General features: G+C 65.3%; 14 protein-coding genes. 4 read left to right on the top strand and 10 right to left on the bottom strand.

What is annotated here, in order from left to right; translation table 11 throughout:
- The first annotated feature begins 118 nt into the window (after window positions 1-118).
- The gene (locus tag BMZ97_RS15880; RefSeq protein WP_092171153.1) at window positions 119-2,155 is read left to right on the top strand and encodes an NAD(+) synthase; all 2,037 of its coding nucleotides are present in this window, start codon (window positions 119-121) and stop codon (window positions 2,153-2,155) included.
- A 164-nt stretch (window positions 2,156-2,319) separates the two neighbouring features.
- Window positions 2,320-3,624 carry a UDP-glucose dehydrogenase family protein gene (locus tag BMZ97_RS15875; protein WP_092171150.1) on the top strand — a complete coding sequence of 435 codons (1,305 nt, stop codon included), beginning with the start codon at window positions 2,320-2,322 and terminating at the stop codon, window positions 3,622-3,624.
- A 228-nt stretch (window positions 3,625-3,852) separates the two neighbouring features.
- On the opposite strand, the gene BMZ97_RS15870 is transcribed toward BMZ97_RS15875, so the two are convergent.
- The 9 genes from BMZ97_RS15870 to BMZ97_RS15830 form a co-directional block, all read right to left on the bottom strand.
- Window positions 3,853-5,706 carry an ABC transporter ATP-binding protein gene (locus BMZ97_RS15870; RefSeq protein ID WP_092171148.1) on the bottom strand — a complete coding sequence of 618 codons (1,854 nt, stop codon included), beginning with the start codon at window positions 5,704-5,706 and terminating at the stop codon, window positions 3,853-3,855.
- A 24-nt stretch (window positions 5,707-5,730) separates the two neighbouring features.
- Window positions 5,731-6,672, bottom strand: coding sequence for an ABC transporter permease (locus tag BMZ97_RS15865; protein ID WP_092171145.1), 942 nt, complete (start codon window positions 6,670-6,672; stop codon window positions 5,731-5,733).
- Window positions 6,638-7,597 carry an ABC transporter permease gene (locus tag BMZ97_RS15860; RefSeq protein ID WP_092171144.1) on the bottom strand — a complete coding sequence of 320 codons (960 nt, stop codon included), beginning with the start codon at window positions 7,595-7,597 and terminating at the stop codon, window positions 6,638-6,640. The genes BMZ97_RS15865 and BMZ97_RS15860 overlap by 35 nt, the downstream gene beginning before the upstream one ends.
- A 127-nt stretch (window positions 7,598-7,724) precedes the next feature.
- Entirely contained in the window at window positions 7,725-9,515 is a 1,791-nt protein-coding gene (locus BMZ97_RS15855; RefSeq protein WP_092171141.1) for a peptide ABC transporter substrate-binding protein, read from the bottom strand.
- 222 nt (window positions 9,516-9,737) lie between these two features.
- Window positions 9,738-10,601 carry a formyltetrahydrofolate deformylase gene (purU, locus tag BMZ97_RS15850; RefSeq protein WP_092171139.1) on the bottom strand — a complete coding sequence of 288 codons (864 nt, stop codon included), beginning with the start codon at window positions 10,599-10,601 and terminating at the stop codon, window positions 9,738-9,740.
- A gap of 97 nt (window positions 10,602-10,698) precedes the next feature.
- On the bottom strand, window positions 10,699-11,361 hold the full coding sequence (locus BMZ97_RS15845) for a sarcosine oxidase subunit gamma (RefSeq protein ID WP_092171136.1): 663 nt from the start codon (window positions 11,359-11,361) through the stop codon (window positions 10,699-10,701).
- Entirely contained in the window at window positions 11,354-14,338 is a 2,985-nt protein-coding gene (locus BMZ97_RS15840) for a sarcosine oxidase subunit alpha family protein (protein WP_092171133.1), read from the bottom strand. Before BMZ97_RS15840 ends, BMZ97_RS15845 begins: the two co-directional genes overlap by 8 nt.
- The gene (locus BMZ97_RS15835) at window positions 14,335-14,610 is read right to left on the bottom strand and encodes a sarcosine oxidase subunit delta (RefSeq protein ID WP_092171131.1); all 276 of its coding nucleotides are present in this window, start codon (window positions 14,608-14,610) and stop codon (window positions 14,335-14,337) included. Before BMZ97_RS15835 ends, BMZ97_RS15840 begins: the two co-directional genes overlap by 4 nt.
- 161 nt (window positions 14,611-14,771) lie before the next feature.
- The gene (locus BMZ97_RS15830) at window positions 14,772-16,022 is read right to left on the bottom strand and encodes a sarcosine oxidase subunit beta family protein (RefSeq protein ID WP_092171128.1); all 1,251 of its coding nucleotides are present in this window, start codon (window positions 16,020-16,022) and stop codon (window positions 14,772-14,774) included.
- Between the two features lie 87 nt (window positions 16,023-16,109).
- On the opposite strand from BMZ97_RS15830, the gene BMZ97_RS15825 reads away from it, so the two are divergent.
- Window positions 16,110-17,111, top strand: coding sequence for a GlxA family transcriptional regulator (locus tag BMZ97_RS15825; protein ID WP_092171126.1), 1,002 nt, complete (start codon window positions 16,110-16,112; stop codon window positions 17,109-17,111).
- Window positions 17,112-17,278: 167 nt separating this feature from the next.
- A complete protein-coding gene (locus BMZ97_RS15820; RefSeq protein WP_092171123.1) occupies window positions 17,279-19,000 on the top strand; it encodes a Na/Pi cotransporter family protein in 1,722 nt (573 codons plus the stop codon).
- Here BMZ97_RS15820 and BMZ97_RS15815 read toward each other — a convergent pair whose 3' ends face one another.
- Window positions 19,001-19,393, bottom strand: a complete 393-nt coding sequence (locus BMZ97_RS15815; RefSeq protein WP_244546425.1) for an NUDIX hydrolase — start codon at window positions 19,391-19,393, stop codon at window positions 19,001-19,003. It abuts the gene before it with no gap.
- Between the last annotated feature and the right edge of the window lie 253 nt (window positions 19,394-19,646).

Below are 19,646 nucleotides of genomic sequence, written 5' to 3'. Positions count from 1 at the left end.
GCACGGCCGCTTAGCGCGACGCACGATAATGGGCGGCTACTGCCCTTGCTCGCCCTACACCGCCTGCGCGATAAGACACTCGGCCTTGGACGCTCCACCTTGGCGGATTGGATCGGCGATGAGTTTCTTCAACATCCACACGCATGGCTTCGTGCGTATAGCCTGCGCCGCGCCGCGGCTGAAGGTCGCCGATCCCGCCTTCAATGTCGCCGAGACGGTTCGTCTGCTGCGTCGCGCCGACGCGCAGGGCGCTTCGCTTGCGCTGTTTCCCGAACTCGGCATCAGCGCCTATGCGATCGACGATCTTCTGCAGCAGAACGCGCTGCTCGATGCGGTGCTGGCGGCGCTTGGGGTGCTGGTTGAGGAGAGCCGGTCGCTGCAGCCTGTCGCCGTCGTCGGCGCGCCGCTGCGTATTGACGGGCGGCTGTTCAACTGCGCGATTGCGATCCATCGCGGCCGCATCCTTGCCGCCGTGCCGAAGACCTATCTGCCGAACTACCGTGAATTCTATGAGCGCCGGCAGTTCGCCTCGGGCGAGCGGGCGGCGGTGGAAAGCGTCGTGCTCTGCGGCCAGGATGTGCCCTTCGGCACGGACATCCTGTTGAAGGCTGCTGATGTCGCCGATTTCACGATCCATATGGAGATCTGCGAGGACGTCTGGACGCCGGTGCCGCCGAGCTCGTTTGCGGCGCTGGCCGGCGCGACCGTGCTGCTCAATCTCTCCGCCAGCAATGTCACCATCGGCAAGTCCGACTGGCGCCATGCCTTGTGCAAGGCCCATTCTGGTCGGTGCATTGCGGCCTATGCCTATTCCGCGGCGGGGCCAGGTGAGTCCACCACCGATCTCGCCTGGGACGGCCAGGCGATGATCTATGAGAGCGGGGTGCTGATGGCCGAGGCCGAGCGCTTCGCCGCCGAGCCGCAGCTCATCGTCGCCGATATCGATCTCGAGCGGTTGGTGATGGACCGCATCCGCCAGAACACCTTTGGCGATAATGCCGATGCGCTGCGCGACCGGCTGAACTTCCGCATTGTCAGCTTCGAGCTCGCTCCCGATCGCGTCTCCGATCTCGGCCTGGAGCGCACGATCGAGCGCTTCCCCTTCGTGCCGAATGATGATGTGCGACTGAACGAGCTCTGCTTCGAGGCCTACAACATCCAGTCGCATGGCCTGCGCAAGCGGCTGGAGAGCGCGCGCGTCGAGAAGATCGTCATCGGTGTCTCGGGAGGCCTCGATTCGACGCAGGCGCTGATCGTCGCCGCGCAGACCTTCGATGCGCTCGGTCTGCCGCGCAGCAACATCCTCGCCTACACCTTGCCGGCTTTCGCCACGAGCAAGGGCACCAAGGCCAATGCCTGGCGATTGATGACGGCACTCGGTGTCTCCGCGCAGGAAATCGACATGACGCCGGCCTGCCGGCAGATGCTGGTCGATATCGGTCACCCCTTCGCCAAGGGCGAGCCCGTCTACGACATCACCTTCGAGAACGTGCAGGCGGGCGCGCGCACCTCCGTCCTGTTCCGCCTCGCCAACCAGAATAACGGGCTCGTGCTCGGCACGGGCGATCTCTCGGAACTGGCACTTGGCTGGTGCACCTATGGCGTCGGCGACCATATGTCCCATTACAACGTCAACGGTTCGGTCTCGAAGACCCTGATCCAGCATCTGATCCGCTGGGTGGCGCAATCGCAGCGCTTCGGTGCGGAGGCCTCGGCCGTGATGCTGGACATCCTTGCGACCGAGATCTCGCCGGAGCTCGTGCCGGGCGAGGGCGACGGACCGAGTCAGAGGACCGAGGATTTCGTCGGCCCCTATGCGCTGCAGGACTTCAACCTGTTCTACATCACCCGCTTCGGTTTCCGGCCGAGCAAGGTCGCGTTCCTCTCGCACCACGCCTGGTCGGATGCGGCGCGCGGCGACTGGCCACCCAATATCGAGGCGGACAAGCGCGTCGCCTATGACCTGCCGACGATCAAGCGCTGGCTCACCGTCTTCGTGCGGCGCTTCTTCGAGACCAGCCAGTTCAAGCGCTCGGCCGTGCCCAATGGCCCGAAAGTATCTTCGGGCGGTTCACTCTCGCCGCGTGGGGATTGGCGGGCGCCGAGCGATGCATCAGCCGCTGCCTGGCTCTTGGATCTCGAACGCATTCCGTAATGCCTGCTGATGGCGCGCTCGCTGAGCGCCGATCAGGGTAGCTCTCCTGAGTGGAGCGCTTTCGGCTGCGCGCGCTTTGCCCTTGTGCAGCGCAATGCTAGACCGCTTGGAAATTCTGACCGGCAGCCGGGACTGACCGGTGCGCGGCGTTTGGGAGATGGTGGATGCGCCTTGTCATGGTGGGGTCGGGCTATGTCGGCCTTGTTTCGGGTGTCTGCTTCGCCGATTTCGGCCATGACGTGGTCTGTGTCGACAAGGATCCGGCCAAGATCGCGCGGCTGAAGAACGGCGAGGTGCCGATCTTCGAGCCGGGTCTCGATACGATGCTCGAGGCGAATATGCGCGCCGGGCGTCTCTCCTTCACCACCGATCTCACGGAGGCGGCGCGCGATGCCGATGCGATCTTCGTCGCGGTCGGCACTCCGACGCGTCGCGGCGACGGCCATGCCGATCTGACCTATGTCTATGAGGCGACCCGTGAGATCGCCGTGCTCGCGGCGGAGAACGCCGTCATCGTCACCAAATCGACGGTGCCGGTCGGCACCGGCGACGAGGTCGAGCGGATTCTGCGCGAGGTCCGACCCGGGGCCAATATCAGCGTCGTCTCCAACCCCGAATTCCTGCGCGAGGGCGCGGCGATCGAGGATTTCAAGCGCCCTGACCGGATCGTCATCGGCACCGACAGCGATCATGCCCGCTATGTCATGACCGAGATCTACCGCCCGCTCTACATCAACCAGGGCCCGCTGCTCTTCGTCAGCCGCCGGACCTCGGAATTGATCAAATACGCCGCCAACGCCTTCCTCGCGATGAAGATCACCTTCATCAACGAGATGGCAGATCTCTGCGAGAAGCTCGACGCCGATGTACAGGACGTGGCGCGCGGCATCGGCCTCGATAATCGCATCGGCGCGAAATTCCTCCATGCCGGCCCCGGCTATGGCGGCTCCTGCTTCCCGAAGGATACGCTCGCGCTGGTCAAGACCGCCCAGGACGCGAAGAGCCCGACCCGCCTGATCGAGACGGTGGTCGAGGTCAACGGCAGGCGCAAGAAGCGCATGGCCGAGAAGATCATCGCGGCTTGCGGCGGCTCGGTCGCCGGCAAGCGCATCGCCGTGCTGGGGCTGGCCTTCAAGCCCAACACCGACGATATGCGCGATGCGCCCTCCCTCGACATCATTCCGGCCTTGCAGGCGGCAGGCGCGGAGGTCATCGCCTATGACCCCGAGAGCATGGAGCAGGCGCGCCAGGTTCTGAATGTCGGCTTCGCCGAGGGGCCTTATGATTGTATCGAGGGGGCTGACGCCTTGGTGATCATCACCGAGTGGAACGCCTTCCGCGCGCTCGATCTGAAGCGCGTCAAGGCGTCCCTGAAGAGCCCGGTCGTGGTCGACCTGCGCAACATCTACCGGCCCCAGGAGATGAAGGCGCTGGGCTTCACCTATCACGGCATCGGCCGCGGCGCCTGACGGTTCAGCGCAGGAGGCTTGCCGTCCTTCACGGCTCTTCGCGGCGTTTATCTTTGGGCCGACCAAAGGTCGAACCCGAGGGCGAAGCTCCGGACGGCAGGCGGATTTTGATCTTGCATCGGCCTATCCCGAAAGCCGCTTCCCACTTTGCGGGCCGCTGCTCCAAGCCAACAAGAAGCCCGCGGCATCGCTGCCGCGGGCTTCTGTTCTTCACGGAGCTCAGAAAGCTCAGGCGGCGATGCCCTGCACGGTAGGCTTCTCCCACTCCTCGCCCCAGATCATCACGGCGTGGCCGGGCGAGACTTCGCGGTACTGGCGGATCGGCGGGATATAGTCGGCTGCGCGCACCGGGCTCTTGATTTCGTCGTTGGAGACCGGGTTCTTCTCGTGACGGCGCGTCGGATCGGCGATCGGCACGGCGGCGAGCAGGCGCTTGGTGTAGGGGTGCTGCGGATTGCCGAAGATCGCCTCGCGCGGGCCGATTTCGACGATCTCGCCGAGATACATCACCGCGACGCGATGGCTCACCCGCTCCACCACCGCCATGTCGTGCGAGATGAAGAGATAGGCGAGCTTCATCCTGGCCTGGAGCTCGAGCATCAGGTTGATCACCTGCGCCTTGACGGAGACGTCGAGCGCCGAGACCGATTCATCCGCCACGATCAGGCGCGGCTCGACCGCAAGTGCGCGCGCGATGCAGATGCGCTGGCGCTGGCCGCCCGAGAATTCGTGCGGGAAGCGGCTCGCCATATCCGGCTGAAGGCCGACGCGGCGCAGCAATTCGGCGACCTTGTCGCGCGCTTCCGAGCGGGTCGCGAGCTTGTTGATCAGCAGGGGTTCCGCGATCGCCGCACCGACATTCATGCGCGGGTTCAGGCTCGCGAAGGGGTCCTGGAAGATCATCTGCATGCGCTTGCGCTGCTCGCGCAGGTCATGCTGGTTGAGCTTGAGGACATCGACGCCGTCGAGCAGCACCGAGCCCGCCAGCGGCTCGATCAGGCGCATCACCGAGCGCCCGGTCGTCGATTTGCCGCAGCCGGACTCGCCGACCAGCGCCAGGGTCTCGCCGGCCTGCACGCTGAAGGAGACGTTCTCGACCGCATGGACGCGGCCTTGGACCTTGCCGAGCAGGCCGGAGCGGATCTCGAAGCGTGTGGTTAGGTTGCTGACCTCGATCACCGGCCGCTCGCTCGCCTCGACCGTATCGGGCGTCTCGGTCGGCACATCGGATTCGCCGGTCAGGCGATCGACGACGGGGAAGCGCATCGGCCGCCGGCGCCCGGTCATCGAGCCGAGCTTCGGCACGGCCGAGAGCAGGGAGCGGGTATAGGGGTGGTGGGCGCGGGCGAAGATGTCTTCCGTCGTCCCGGTCTCGACCGCCTCGCCATTATACATCACCACCGTGCGGTCGGCGATTTCGGCGACGACGCCCATGTCGTGGGTGATGAAGAGGACGGACATGCCTTCCTCCTCCTGCAGCAGCTTGATCAGTTCCAGGATCTGCGCCTGGATCGTCACGTCGAGCGCGGTCGTCGGCTCGTCGGCGATCAGGAGCTTGGGCTTGCAGGCCAGCGCCATGGCGATCATCACGCGCTGGCGCATGCCACCCGAGAAACGATGCGGATATTCGTGGAAGCGCGACTTGGCCGCCGGGATGCGGACCTTCTCCAGCAGGCGGATTGTCTCGGCCTCGGCCGCCGAGCGCGACAGGTTACGATGCAGGATCAGCGCCTCGGCAATCTGGAAACCGATGGTCAGCACCGGGTTGAGCGAGGTCATCGGCTCCTGGAAGATCATCGCGACATCATTGCCGCGGATCTTGCGCATGTCGGAGTCCGGCAGGGTCAGCAATTCCTGCCCGCTCAGCTTGATCGAGCCCTCGATGCGGCTGTTGCCCGAGGGCGTCAATCGCATGATCGAGAGCGCGGTCACGCTCTTGCCCGAGCCCGATTCACCGACGACGGCCAGCGTCTCCTTCGGCGCGATGTCGAAGGAGACGTTCCGCACGACCGGCTTCCACAGACCCTCGACGCGGAAAGACGTCGTCAGGTTGCTCACGGACAGGATGGGAGGAGTTGTCATGAGGGGTGCCTTCTAAGGTTTGTGTCAGATGACGCGGCGCGGATCGAGCGCGTCGCGCAGGCCGTCGCCGATGAAGTTGATCGAGAGCACGGTGAGGAAGATCGCAGCACCGGGGAACAGAGCCCAGTGCGGGGCGGAATCGAGATGGTCCTTGGCGTCGAAGAGCAGGCGTCCCCAGGTCGGGATGTCGGGCGGGAAGCCCAGTCCGAGGAAGGAGAGCGTTGATTCCGCGATGATCGCGGAGGAAACCTCGATGGTCGCCGCCACGATCACGGGGCCGAGCGCGTTCGGCAGGATGTGGTGGACCATCTGCCGGAACTTGGTCGCGCCCTGCGCGCGCGCCGCCTCGACGAACTCCTTCTCGCGCAGCGACATGAACTGGGCGCGCACCAGCCGCGCCACGGGCATCCATTTCAGCCCGCCGATGACGATGACGATCAGCACGAAGACGCCGCCCTCGACGCCGAAGGCCGCCTTGAGCTGCTCGCGGAAGAGATAGATCACGAGCAGCAGCAGCGGCAGCTGCGGCAGCGACAGGAACAGGTCGGTCACCCACATCAGGAAGGAGTCGACATAGCGGCGCGACATGCCCGCCAGCGCGCCGACGACGACGCCGACGAAGGTGGCGACGAACATGGCCGCGAGGCCGACGGCGAGCGAGATGCGGCCGCCATAGATCATCCGCGCCAGAATGTCCTGGCCGAGATCGTCGGTCCCGAAGGGATGGGCCCAGGACGGGGTCTGGAGCTGGGCCGAGAAGTCGATGTCGTTGATCGCAATCGGCCAGAGCCAGGGGCCGATGACGACACCGAGCACCAATATGGCGAGCACGACCGAGCTCGCCATGGCGAGCCGGTGGCGGCGGAAACGCCGCCAGGTCTCGCGCCCCGGCGAGACCGCAGCGCTCGTTTTCGCTGGTACCACCACGGGTTCAGCTGAAGGAGATGCGAGGGTCGAGCCAGCCATAAAGAAGATCCGCGATGAGATTGAAGATGACGACGAGGCAGGCGAAGACGAAGGTCACAGCCATGATCACCGGTGTGTCATTGGCGAGGATCGCGTCGATCAGCAGCGAGCCGATGCCTGGAATGCGAAAGATCTGCTCGGTGACGATGGCGCCGCCGAACACGGCCGGCATCTGCAGGGCGACGAGCGTGACGACCGGGATCAGCGCATTGCGTGTGATGTGGCGAAGCGTCACTTTCCTCTCGCTCAGGCCCTTGGCGCGGGCTGTGGTGACGTAATCCAGCCGGATGACGTCGAGCACCGCCGAGCGGACATAGCGCGTGTAGGAGGCCGCCTGGAACAGGCCGAGCACCATGATCGGCATGATCGCCTGGCGGAACATCTCCCAGTACCAGCGCCAGCCCGTGGCGGCGATGTCGGAGCGATACACGAAGGGGAACCAGTCCAGCGCCACCGAGAAGACCAGGATGAAGAGCAGGCCGGTGAAGAAGGTCGGCAGCGAGAAACCGACGAAGGCGAGCGTGTTGGCGATCTGGTCGAACACCGAATAGGGCCGCGTCGCGGCATAGATGCCGACAGGCAACGCGATCAACAGCGCCAGGATCTGCGAGGAGCCGACGACGAAGAGGGTGGTCGGCACGCGCTGCAGGATCAGCTTGTCGACATTGATGCGGCTGGCGAAGGAGAAGCCCCAGTCGCCCTGCATCATCGATGTCAGCCAGCGCAGATAGCGCACCATGATGGGATCGTTGAGGCCGAAGCTGGCACGCAGCGCCTCGCGTACCTCAGGCGGCACGTTCGGATTGGTCGCCATTTCCGAGAATGGATCGCCCGGCGCCATTGCAAGCACCGTGAACAGGATAAGGCTGATCCCGAGCAGGCTGGGAATGGCGATCAACAGGCGCCGGAGCAAATAACTGGCCATGAAACGGTCTCTGTGAGCACGCGGTTGGTCCGCGGACGAAAATGGCTCGCCGCCTGCGAGCACGCTGGTGCCTGCAGGCGGCGAACAGGCCCTTCACGAAGCGCTAGCTGCGCGAAGGACCAGGGTCTCAGCTACGATACCAGGCCGCGAGGTTCCAGGTGTCGACGTCCCAGCCGCTGTGATCATGCACGAGATTATGCACGGACGCGGCGACGCGGGTGCGCGACAGCAGTGGCAGGATCACATTCGCCTCGCAGAAGATCTCGTTGACCTTGATCAAGAGCGCTGCGCGCTTGGCCGGATCGAGCTCCTTCTGGGCGGCCTTGAAGGCCGCGTCCGCGGCCGGGTCGGAGTAGCGCGAGACGTTGCGGCCGAGCCACTTGTTCTCCTTGTTGGCGATCTCCTCGGTGGTGAACTGGTTGAGGAAGCGCTCCGGATCGGGCTGCGGCTGTGTCGTGGTGTACATCTCGATGTCGACATAGAGCTTGGTGTAGGTGTCGGGGTTGGCGACATCCGACGAGAAGAACACCGAGGCGGTGACCGACTTCAGCTCCAGCTCGATGCCGGCGCGCTGGCAGGCCTGCTTGATGATGGCCTGGGTCTTCTGGCGCGGGGCGTTGATCGAGGTCTGGTAGACGTATTTCAGCTTCTTGCCATCCTTTTCACGGATGCCGTCCGCGCCGCGCTTATAGCCTGCGTCGTCGAGGATCTTGTTCGCCTTGTCGACGCTGAACTCGTATTTGAGCTTCTGCGACTTGAACATTTTCGGCTCGTTCACGAAGCTCGCCGTGGCGATGCCGCCGCGGCCATAGATGAACTTCTGGATCGAGTCGCGGTCGATCAGCAGGTTGATCGCCTCGCGCACCTTCGGGTCTGACAGCGTCGGGTGCTTGGTCTTGACGCTCGAGCGCTCGCCATCGACCTCGGTCCACGGATCGGTGGTGTTGAGGATGATGAACTCGATGTCGCCGGATGCGACGGCGCTGATCTTGCCGCGGCCGCCGGTCTCCATGCGCTTGAGGACCTCGTCCTCGACCTGCAGGTTCCAGGCATAGTCGAATTCGCCGGTCTGCAACACGGCGCGCGCCGCCGAGACCGCGTCACCGCCGCCCTTCACTTCGAGCGTGTCGAAATGCGGCTGGTTCTTGACGTGGTAGTCGGTGAAGCGCTCCCCGGTGAGAATGTCGCCCGGCTTGAAGTCGACGAATTTATAGGGACCGGTACCGATCGGCTTGAGGTTGGCCGGCGCGTCGCGCGACTTGGCGCCGACATAATCGGCGAAATGATGCTTCGGCAGGATCTGGCCGGCCGTGCCGACGAAGGGATCGGCCCAGAACGGCGTGGCCTCCTTGAAGATGACCTTGATGGTCAGGTCGTCGATCTTCTGGACCGTGATGTCCTTGTAGGAGCCGGTGGTGTAGGCGGCGGTCGCCGGATCCTTGGCGTATTCCCAGGTGAAGACGACGTCGTCGGCCGTGAACGGCTTGCCGTCATGCCACTTCACGCCAGGCTTCAGCTTCCAGGTCACTTCCTTGCCGTCGGCGGAAAGACCGCCATTGGCCTTGCTCGGGGTCTCGGCCGCGAGCTGCGGGATCAGGTTGCCCTCCTTGTCCCAGCCGGCCAGCGGCTCGAAGAAGATGCGCGAGGCGATCTGGTCCTTGGTGCCGCTGGCGAAATGCGGGTTCAGCAGCGTCGGCGCCTGCCAGAGCAGGATCTTGAGCGGCCCACCGCCGCCAGCCTTGGTCGGCTTGTATTCAATGGTGGCGTTCTGCGCCATCGCGACGCCGTTGAATCCAAGCAGTTGGTTCGCGAAGGGAGCTGCCAGGCCGACAGTCGCCGCCTTCTTGATGAAGGATCGCCGCGACAGGCTACCGGTCTTGATCCCCTCGATCAGTCGTCGCAGATCATGATCTTTCATTCGTAACCTCCACTTCAAGCGACAGAAATCGACAGGCGGCGCTTACCGCACCGCTCTTTCCCCGATCGCCCTGAGCAAGGCATGTGCCAATCGATGCGTCAACCGTGCAGCGCAGCGGTGGATGCTGAGGACGCTTCCACCGCGCGGCGCGCGCATGTCATCGCTTGCGCGGAACGCTGCGATACGTTCGCGATGAGCTCGGGCGGCGCAATTTTATGCCGTTCAGTCGGTGAAGACGACGGTCTTCTTGCCATTGAGGATGACGCGATCCTCCAAATGATGGAGGACGGCGCGGGCAAGCACGCGCCGTTCGATGTCGCGGCCCTTGCGGACGAGATCGTCGGGCGTATCGCGATGCGAGATGCGCTCGACGTCCTGCTCGATAATTGGGCCTTCATCGAGATCGGGCGTGACGTAGTGCGCCGTCGCCCCGATCAGCTTCACGCCGCGCTCATGGGCCTGGTGATAGGGCTTGGCGCCCTTGAAGCCGGGCAGGAAGGAGTGATGAATATTGATGCAGCGGCCGAGAAGCTTGGCCGAGAAACCGTCAGACAGGATCTGCATATAGCGCGCGAGCACCACAAGATCGGTCTTGGTTTCCTGGACCAAGCGCCAGATTTCGGCCTCCTGTTCCATCTTGATCTGGCGCGTCACCGGCAAGTGATGGAACGGCAAATCTCCGATATCGGTCGAGGCGATGCTGTCGCGGCCGTGATTTGAGACGATGCCAGTGATCTCCATCGGCAATTCGCCGATGCGCCAGCGATAAAGCAAATCGGTCAGGCAATGGTCGAATTTTGAGACCAGCAGCATGACGCGCTTCTTCGCTCCGCGCTCGCGCAGCGTGAAGGCCATACCAAAGCGCTTGGCCAAATCGTCGACCGAGGCGGCGATTGCCGCCGGCTGTTGCCCGTCATCGAGACGGTTGAAGACGACACGCATGAAGAAGCGGCCGGTCTCGGTGTCGTCGAATTGCTGGGCATCGAGGATGTTGCAGCCGGCCTCGAACAGCAGGGTCGAGACGGCGGCGACGATGCCGGGGCGGTTCGGGCAGGAGAGGGTGAGGATCGCGGTACGGTCGAGCATGATCGATGCCGCCGGGGAGGCGGCCCTTCAAATCGAAACAGGAATGGTAGGAATAGAATGGGGAGAGGTGAGGCGGGCTGCGCGCGACGCGCTGCGCTCAACCTCGCCCGACGCGACAAGCTCTTGGAATCGTGACCTGGCAGCCGAATTCGGCGGCGGAGGCGGAGAACCAGGACCAGAAACTGCCCGCCATGCTGCGCGCGACCATGAACTCGAAAACCGCCCCATTGGGACCGTCCTCGGCCCGCCAGAGATGCACACCGATATGGGCGATGCTTGTCAAGGCCGAGCTGCCGACCGAGAAGGCGGATGGATGCAGGTCGATCATGCAGCCCTTGGCCAGCGCGGCGCGGATTTTATCGCCCGACAGGGTCAGGACGGCACGTCCGTCGCTCTGGTCGGCGATCGCAGCCAGCCCCGACAGCGCCTGAAGATCGTCGGCGAAACCGCCGCGATCCCCAGCGATGAACAGCCACTGGCCCGGGCCGGCCCAGACTAGCGCGCGCCCGGCCGAGATGGCCGCTTGCGGCGTCGACGGTAGCGCGAGCCCGAACCGCGCCTTCATCGCCTTGGCCAAGGCCGCATCGCCGCCCTCTGCGACGATCAGGCTGGCGATGCCGAGGCCTTCCCTGGCGGTTGCGGTAACGCCTGCCGGTCCCTTCGCGCCGAAAGACCCTTCGGACAGGATGCCGGCCCAGGCGCTCCTGGGCGTCCAGCCCGGCTTCATCGCTGCGTCAGACTTCGTCGCGGCGTCAGACATGCAGGCGCGTTCCTTCGGGATCGACGAAGACGGGCGAGCAGATCTCGACCTCGATATCGCCGTTGCGGACGGGGTCGACCGCGCGGATGCGCTCACCGATGCGGCTCGCGCCGTTCTTGAGCAGGCCGAGCCCCATCCAGTGCTTCAGGTTCGGGGAATAGGCGACCGAGGTCATGTAGCCCTCGTCATTCTCCATCGTCGCGGGCTTACCGATCGCGATGAAATGCGCTCCGGCGCGCAGTCGCTGGCTGGGATCGACCGCCTTGAAACCAATGAGGCTCGGCCGTTCCGCCTCGACCAGCGCCTCGCGCTTGGCCATGACGCGCCCGATGAAATCCTTCTTCGAGGACATCATCTTGCCGAGGCCGAGATCGCGTGCCGTGGTCTGGCCGCTGAGCTCGTTGCCGGCGACATGGCCCTTCTCGATGCGCATCACGCCGAGTGCCTCGGTGCCGTAAGCGCAGATGCCATGCGGCTCGCCCGCCGCCATCAGCGCCCGCATCATCGCGTCGCCGTAGTCGGCGGGCACGGCGAGCTCATAGGCGAGCTCGCCCGAAAACGAGATCCGGAACAGCCGCGCCGGAATGCCGCCGCCGACCGTGATCTCCCGCGCCGCGAGATAGGGGAAGGCCTCGTTCGAGATGTCGTGCTGCGGGTCGATCACGCCCTGCAGCACCGCGCGCGCCTTCGGACCGGCGATCGCGGCTTGCGCCCATTGCTCGGAGACCGAGACCATGCGGATATCGAGCGAGGGCCAGAGCACCTGGTGGCAGAATTCGAGGTGCTGCATCACCTTGCCGGCATTGGCAGTGGTGGTGGTCATCAGGAAATGCGTCTCACCCAATCGCGAGGTCGTGCCGTCATCCATGACGAAGCCGTCCTCGCGCAGCATCAGCCCGTAGCGCGCCTTGCCGACAGGCAGGGCCTTCCAGCCATTGATGTAGACGCGCTCCAGGATTTCGGCGGCGTCCGCGCCTTGGATGTCGATCTTGCCCAGCGTCGAGACGTCGCAGAGGCCGACGCCGTTTCGCACTGCCAGAACCTCGCGGTTCACAGTGGTCAGCCAGTCGGTCTCGCCGGCTTTGGGATAGTATTGCGCCCGCATCCAGGCGCCGCTCTCGACAAAGACCGCGCCCTGGTCCTGCGACCATTGATGCGTCGGCGCGAGCCGCGTCGGCCTGAAGTCGCGGCCGCGATGATGCCCGCCGAGCGCGCCGATCGCGACAGGCGTATAGGGCGGGCGGAAGATCGTCGTGCCCGTCTCGGGGATGGTCTTGGCCGTGAGCTCGGCCATGATCGCAAGGCCCGCGATATTGGAGGTCTTGCCCTGGTCGGTCGCCATGCCCAGCGTGGTGTAGCGCTTGAGATGCTCGACTGGCTTGAAGCCCTCGCGCGCGGCGAGTTCGACATCCTTGTCGGTGACGTCGTTCTGGAAATCGACGAAGGCCTTCCCCTTGCCGCCTTTCACACGCCAGACGGGTGAGAGCGCGATGCCTTCCGGATCGGTCTTGCGCGGCGGCAGCTCAGCTTTCGCCGCAAAACCGCAATCGATCGCGGCCTCAGTGCCCTGCCGCGCGCCGTCCGCCAGCGCCTGCGCCAGCGAGAACCGCCCGGCCGCGCTGCCGGCAACGGAGAGGCCCGCCGGCATCTGGCCGGGCACGAAGGCGTGGATGGCCTCGTCCCAGACCGGTCGCGAATTCTGGTGCGAAGTCAGATGCAGCGTCGGGTTCCAGCCATTCGAGACCGCGAGCAGGTCGCAGGCAATGCTCTGCTCGCGCCCCGAAGCGTCCCGGATGGTGACGCGGTCGAGCGCCCGCCCGCCCGAGGCGCTGCTGACCACGCTCCCTGCGAATACCTGCGCGCCAATCCGGCTTGCCAGTGCCATCAGTCCGGCATCGATTTCGACCCGCGGATCGACGATCGCGGCGACTTTCGCTCCGGCCGCCGCGAGGTCGCGCATTGTGGCCCAGCCATCGTCGCTGCTGGTGAAGACGACAGCCTCGCGCCCGGGCAGCACGGCGTAGCGGTTGACATAGGCGCGTACTGCACCCGCCAGCATCACGCCGGGCGTGTCGTTGCCGGCGAAGACGATCGGCCGCTCAATCGCACCCGCCGCCAGAATCGCGCGTTTGGCGTTGATGCGCCAGGCGCGCTGGCGCGGCTGATGCACGGGCGGGACCGGCAGATGGTCGTTCACACGTTCGACCACGCCATAGATGCCATGGTCGTAGACGCCATAGACCGTGCTGCGCGGCATGATCGTTACATCCGGCAGGCTGGCGAGTTCGGCCAGCGTCGCTGCAAGCCATTCAGCCGCCGGCCGGCCGTCGATCTCGCGTTTCTCGGCAAGCAAGGCGCCGCCCAGCCGGAAATCCTCGTCGCAGAGGATGACGCGTGCGCCGCTGCGCCCTGCTGCCAGCGCGGCAGCAAGGCCTGCCGGCCCGCCGCCGATCACCAGCACGTCGCAGAAGGCGAAGGCCTTCTCGTAATGGTCGGGATCCTCATGGGGCGCGGCCCGCCCGAGCCCTGCCGCCCGGCGGATCAGCGGCTCGTAGAGCTTCTCCCAGAAGGCTGCCGGCCACATGAAGGTCTTGTAGTAGAAGCCCGCGACCAGGCCGGCGCCGAAGAGCGAGTTGACCGAAAGCAGGTCGAAGGCGAGCGAGGGCCAGCGGTTCTGGCTGCGCGCCTCCAGCCCATGATACAGCTCGGCGACTGTCGCGCGGGTGTTGGGCTCGCGCCTTGCGCCGGCGCGCAGCTCGACCAGCGCATTGGGCTCCTCCGCTCCGGCCGAAAGGATGCCGCGCGGGCGGTGGTACTTGAACGAGCGGCCGACGAGCCGGACGCCATTCGCCAGGAGAGCCGAGGCCAGCGTGTCGCCGGCATATCCTTCGTAGCGCTTGCCGTCGAAGCGGAAGGATTGCGCCTGCGTGCGGTCGATCAGGCCGCCGGCACTGAGACGGAAGGGTTGCGAACTCATGCCGCGGCTCCGGCCTTGGTCGGTTTTGCCGGCTCGGCGGCCTCGATCGCGTGGGTTTTGGTGTCGCGCGTCACCACGAGCCAGGCATGGCAGCCCGCGCCGTGATACCAGAGCTCGCGAAACCGGCCGGCCGGGTTGTCGCGCTGATAGACATAGTCGAACATCGCGGCCTCGGTCGCTTCCATCCCGTCGGGACGCTTGGGATTGGCGTCGCCGAGATAGGTGAATTCCTGGGCGTCGCGGGCGCCACAATGGGGGCAGGGGATTCGCATGGTTCAGACCGTCCGGTCGAGGGTGAGGCGCATGCCAACCACGTCATGCTCGGCCTTGTGCCGAGCATCCACGTCTTGAACACCGCACGCTCCGAAGGAAGACGTGGATGGCTGGGACAAGCCCGACCATGACGGAAGAGGAAGCGTAGGCATCGCGCGCCTCAATGCAGGTTCGGCTGGGCGCCGACGCCCTTTTCGTCGATGACGCGGCCCGTAGTGAAACGGTCGAGCCGGAAGGCGGTCGCGACAGGGTGGGGCTCGTCGCGTGCGATCAGATGGGCGAAGCACCAGCCTGAAGCCGGCGTCGCCTTGAACCCGCCATAGCACCAGCCGGCATTGAGATAGAGCCCGTCGATGGGGGTGTGGTCGATGATCGGCGAGCCGTCCATCGACATGTCCATGATCCCGCCCCAGTGCCGCAGCACGCGCAACCGTCCGATACCGGGCCACAGCGCCATGGCCGATTCCATCACATCCTCGATCACCGGCAGGTTGCCGCGCTGGGCGTAGGAGTTGTAGCCGTCGATGTCGCCGCCGAAGACGAGCCCGCCCTTGTCGGACTGGCTGACGTAGAAATGGCCGGCGCCATAGGTCACGACAGTGTCGATCAATGGCTTGACGCCTTCGGAGACGAAGGCCTGCAGCACATGGCTCTCGATCGGCAGGCGCATCCCCGCCATGGCAGCGAGCCGCGAGGAGTTGCCGGCGACGGCGAGCGCGATCTTCTTCGCCTTGATCGGCCCGCGCGAGGTCTCGACCCCGGTGACGCGGCCATTCTCGATCGAGAGGCCGGTGACCTCGCAGTTCTGGACGATATCGACGCCGCGCTGGTCGGCGGCGCGGGCATAGCCCCAGGCGACGGCGTCATGCCGGACCGAGCCGCCGCGCCGCTGCAGCAACCCGCCCTGGATCGGGAAGCGTCCGGTCTCGTAGTTGAAGAAGGGGACCATGGCGCGCACCTGCTCGCGGTCAAGCAGTTCGGCATCGACGCCGGCGAGCCGCATCGCGTTGCCGCGCCTGGCATAGGCGTCGCGCTGCGCATCGGAATGGTAGAGGTTCAGCACCCCGCGCTGGCTGACCATGGCGTTGTAGTTGATGTCCTGCTCCAGCCCTTCCCAGAGCTTCATCGAATGCTCGTAGAAGGGCGTGTTGCCGGGCAGGAGATAGTTCGAGCGGATGATCGTGGTGTTCCGGCCGACATTGCCGGAGCCGATATAGCCCTTCTCGATCACCGCGACATTGCTGATGCCGTGCTGGCTGGCGAGGTAATAGGCCGTCGCCAGCCCGTGCCCGCCGCCGCCGATGACCAGCACGTCGTATTCAGGCTTGGGCGCGGCGTCGCGCCAGGCCGGCTTCCAGCCCTTATGGCCTGCCAGCGTCTGGGCGAGCAGCGAGAAGACGGAATAGCGCATGAGCGATCAGGTCCGGAGAGCTTGTCCGGCGGCCAGCGGCCGCTCCAGACTTGTCTTCCTGAGATTGACGATCATAGGCTGGTCAACATGACCATCAGCGACGCCAGGTTGACCAATAGCGACGGCCAGGGCCCGGCCCATATCGGCTTCCTGCTGATTCCGGATTTCGCGCTGCTCGCCTATGCCTCGGCGGTCGAGCCCTTGCGGGCGGCCAACCGCCTCTCGGGGCGCGATCTCTACCGCTGGAGCCATGTCTCGATCGACGGCCTGCCGGCGCCGGCCTCGAACGGCGTCAGCATCCAGGCCGATTATGGCCTGGGGGACGAGATCCGCTTCGACTATGTCTTCGTCTGCGCCGGCGGCAATCCGGCCGCCTTCCAGCATCCGGCGACCTTCGCCTGGCTCAGGCAATTGGCGCGGCGCGGCGTCAAGCTCGGCGGCGTCTCGGGCGGGCCCTATATCCTGGCGCGGGCGAACGTGCTCTCCGGCTACCGCTTCACCTTGCATTGGGAGCATGCCCCGGCCTTCCTCGAGGACTATCCCGATCTTGACCTGCGCCGCTCGCTTTACGAGATCGACCGGGATCGTCTGACCTCGAGCGGCGGCACCGCCCCGCTCGATATGATGCACGCCGTCATCGCCCGGGACCATGGCAGTCAACTCGCGCTCGCGGTCAGCGAATGGTTCCTGCAGACCCATGTCCGGGAAGGTGAGGGGCCGCAGCGCATGCCCCTGCGCGAGCGGCTCGGCATCGCCCATGCGCCGCTGCTGCGCGTCGTCGCCCGGATGGAGCAGAATCTGGAGAATCCCGTCGCTCGCGCCGAACTCGCCCGCACGGCGAATGTCTCCCTGCGTCAGCTGGAGCGGCTGTTTCGGCTGCATCTTGGCCGCTCGCTCGGCGAGCATTACTTGGCTTTGCGGCTCGACCGGGCCCGCGACCTGCTGCGCCAGACCAGCCTTTCGGTGCTCGAGACCGGGCTTGCTTGCGGTTTCGCCAGCGCGAGTCATTTCTCGCGGGCTTATCGCTTGCGTTTTTGCCATTCGCCGCGCGGTGAGCGCGCCCCGGAGACGGCGCGCACGCCGCGCTGAGGCGCGGGTGGTTCGCATTGCGCTAACCGCAATTCCGATGCGCAAAATTTCACCGATCTTGCCGCATTGTCAGCACGTTTTGCCGCCATTAAAGATAAGTTGGCTAATGAAAAACTAGGAATTTTGCGCTACGGTTTCGGCCTGAATCGGAGAAAGACCCCACGGCGATGACAAGCAGCGAGAGCGCCACCACTGTCCTGATCCACCTTGCCGGCGGCGTCGCGCTGCTGATCTGGGCGGTCAGGCTGGTGCGCACGGGCGCGATGCGGGCTTTCGGGGCCTCGCTGCGCCATGCCCTGGCGAGCTTCACACGCAATCGCTTCGCCGCTTTCGGCAGTGGCATCGCGGTCACCATGGTGCTGCAGAGTTCGACGGCGACGACGCTGCTGGTCTCCTCCTTCGCCGGTCGCCGCCTGATCGTGCCGGCTATGGCGCTGGCCGTGCTGCTCGGGGCCAATCTCGGCACCTCGCTCGCGGCCTTCGTGATCTCGATGGATCTGGGCTGGATCTGGGGGCTTTGCCTCGCCATCGGCGTCGCGCTCTATCTGGCCAATGAGGCGATGGACCGCGCCCGCAATATTGGCCGCGTCTTCGTCGGCATCGGGCTCATCCTGCTGTCGCTGATCGAGCTGAACGCGGCGGCGGCTCCCCTGGCCCAGTCACCGGTCTTCCGCACGCTGCTGGGGGCGATCGGCCATGAGCCGCTGCTGGCGGTCCTCGTCGCGGTTGCTGCGACCTGGCTGACCCATTCCAGCATCGCCGTCATCCTGCTGATCGCGACCTTCGCAGCGTCCGGCCTGTTTCCGCCCGCGACCGCGCTGACCCTGGTCATCGGCGCCAATCTCGGCAATGCGCTGATCCCGGTGCTGGACCAACTCGGCGCGCCTGCGCTGCAGCGTCAGGCCGCCGTCGCCAACCTGTTCACCCGGCTCGTCCTGGCGCTCCTGGTGCTGCCCTTCGTCGCGCCTCTGGCAGGCTGGCTTCAGACGCTGCCGACGCTCGATTCACGCCTCGCCATCGAGTTCCATGTCGCGCTGAACCTAGTCGGCGCGCTTGTGTTCCTGCCCTTTGTCGCGCCGGTGGCGCGGCTGGTCGAGCGTTTGATGCCCGGCAAGGAGGCGCCTGACGCGACCGTGCGGCCGCGCCATCTCGATCCCGCCGTGCTCGACAGTCCCTCGGAGGCTCTGGCCTGCGCGATGCGCGAGGCGCTGAATCTGGGCGACCGCGTCGAATTGATGCTGCGCGATACGATGACGCTGCTCGAAAAGGATGAGTTGAAGCTCTCGCGCGCCATCGCCCAGGCCGATGACGGGGTCGATGCAATCCATGAATCGATCAAGCTCTATCTGGTCCAGGTCTCGCGCAACGAACTGACCGAGGAGGAGGGCCGCCGCCTGCTCGAGATCATCACGCTGATCACCAATCTCGAGCATATCGGCGACATCATCGACAAGAACCTGCGCGAACTCGCTGAGAAGAAGATCCGCAAGCGCTATGCGTTCTCGCCCGAAGGCCTGGCCGAGATCCGCGACTTCCACCAGCGCGTCTCGTCGGGCCTGGTGCTGGCGCTCAACGTCTTTGCCACCCGCGATCTCGCTTTGGCGCGCCAGCTTTTCGCGGAGAAGGCGGTGATGCGCGATGCCGAGCGACGCGCGACTGAGAGCCATTTCCAGCGGCTGCGCAGCGGGCGGGCGGAATCGATCGAGACCAGCGCGATCCATCTCGACATCATCCGCGACCTCAAGCGCATCCACGGCCATGTCGCTTCGATCGGCTATCCGATCCTGGAAAGCGCCAATGCCCTGCGCGAGAGCCGTTTGCGGGAAGCGCAGGAGGCGCAGGCCCAGCAAGGGGGGCGTCTGCTGCCGGCCCCGCAATCGGGCTTCTGATCAGCCCGGCACCGGCATCGCCAGTTTGCGGATGGCCGTGCTCAATTCGGGCTCGTCGACCAGATCGGCGGCGTCTTCGGGCTTGAACCACCGGCTGCTCCGCTGGCCCTGCTCGGCCCAGCTTTCGAGCTGCCGCTCGACTTCGAGCAGATAGAGCTTCACCGTGCACAGCACGAAATGGTCGCGCATGCGCTTCCAGTAGATGTAACGGCCAGCCGGCTTGGCGCTGATCTTCCCAATCACCCCGGCTTCCTCGAAAGCCTCGCGCGCTGCCGCCTCATGGTTCTTCAACCCCTTGATCGGCCAGCCCTTGGGCACGATCCAACGCTGCGTCGTGCGCGAGGTCACGAGCATGATCTCGGTCGAGCCGTCGTCCATGCGTCTGATCGGCATGGCAGCGATCTGTAAGCGAGCCTCGCCGGGCGTGCGCTTGGCCTTCTTCATCGTGGGGTGGCGTCTCCATGGCTGCGCGAAATCGAGGGCGCCCGATGCGAATCAAGCGCAACCGAAGCCGGTAGAGTGTCACGCATCCGCGGCCGATTGGCGACGCCCAAGAGCAGGATGCGAAAAAGTGGGAACCGGTTTTTTCGCATTGATCCGGCTCTCGGCCTCGGTGCGGCCATTCGACAACAGCTTTGTTGGGCCG

Source organism: Allobosea sp. OK403, assembly GCF_900113835.1.
In the GTDB taxonomy this organism is placed as follows: Bacteria; Pseudomonadota; Alphaproteobacteria; order Rhizobiales; family Beijerinckiaceae; genus Allobosea.
The sequence above is the reverse complement of the archived record's forward strand: the minus strand, read 5'-3'. Positions and strand labels throughout refer to the sequence as shown.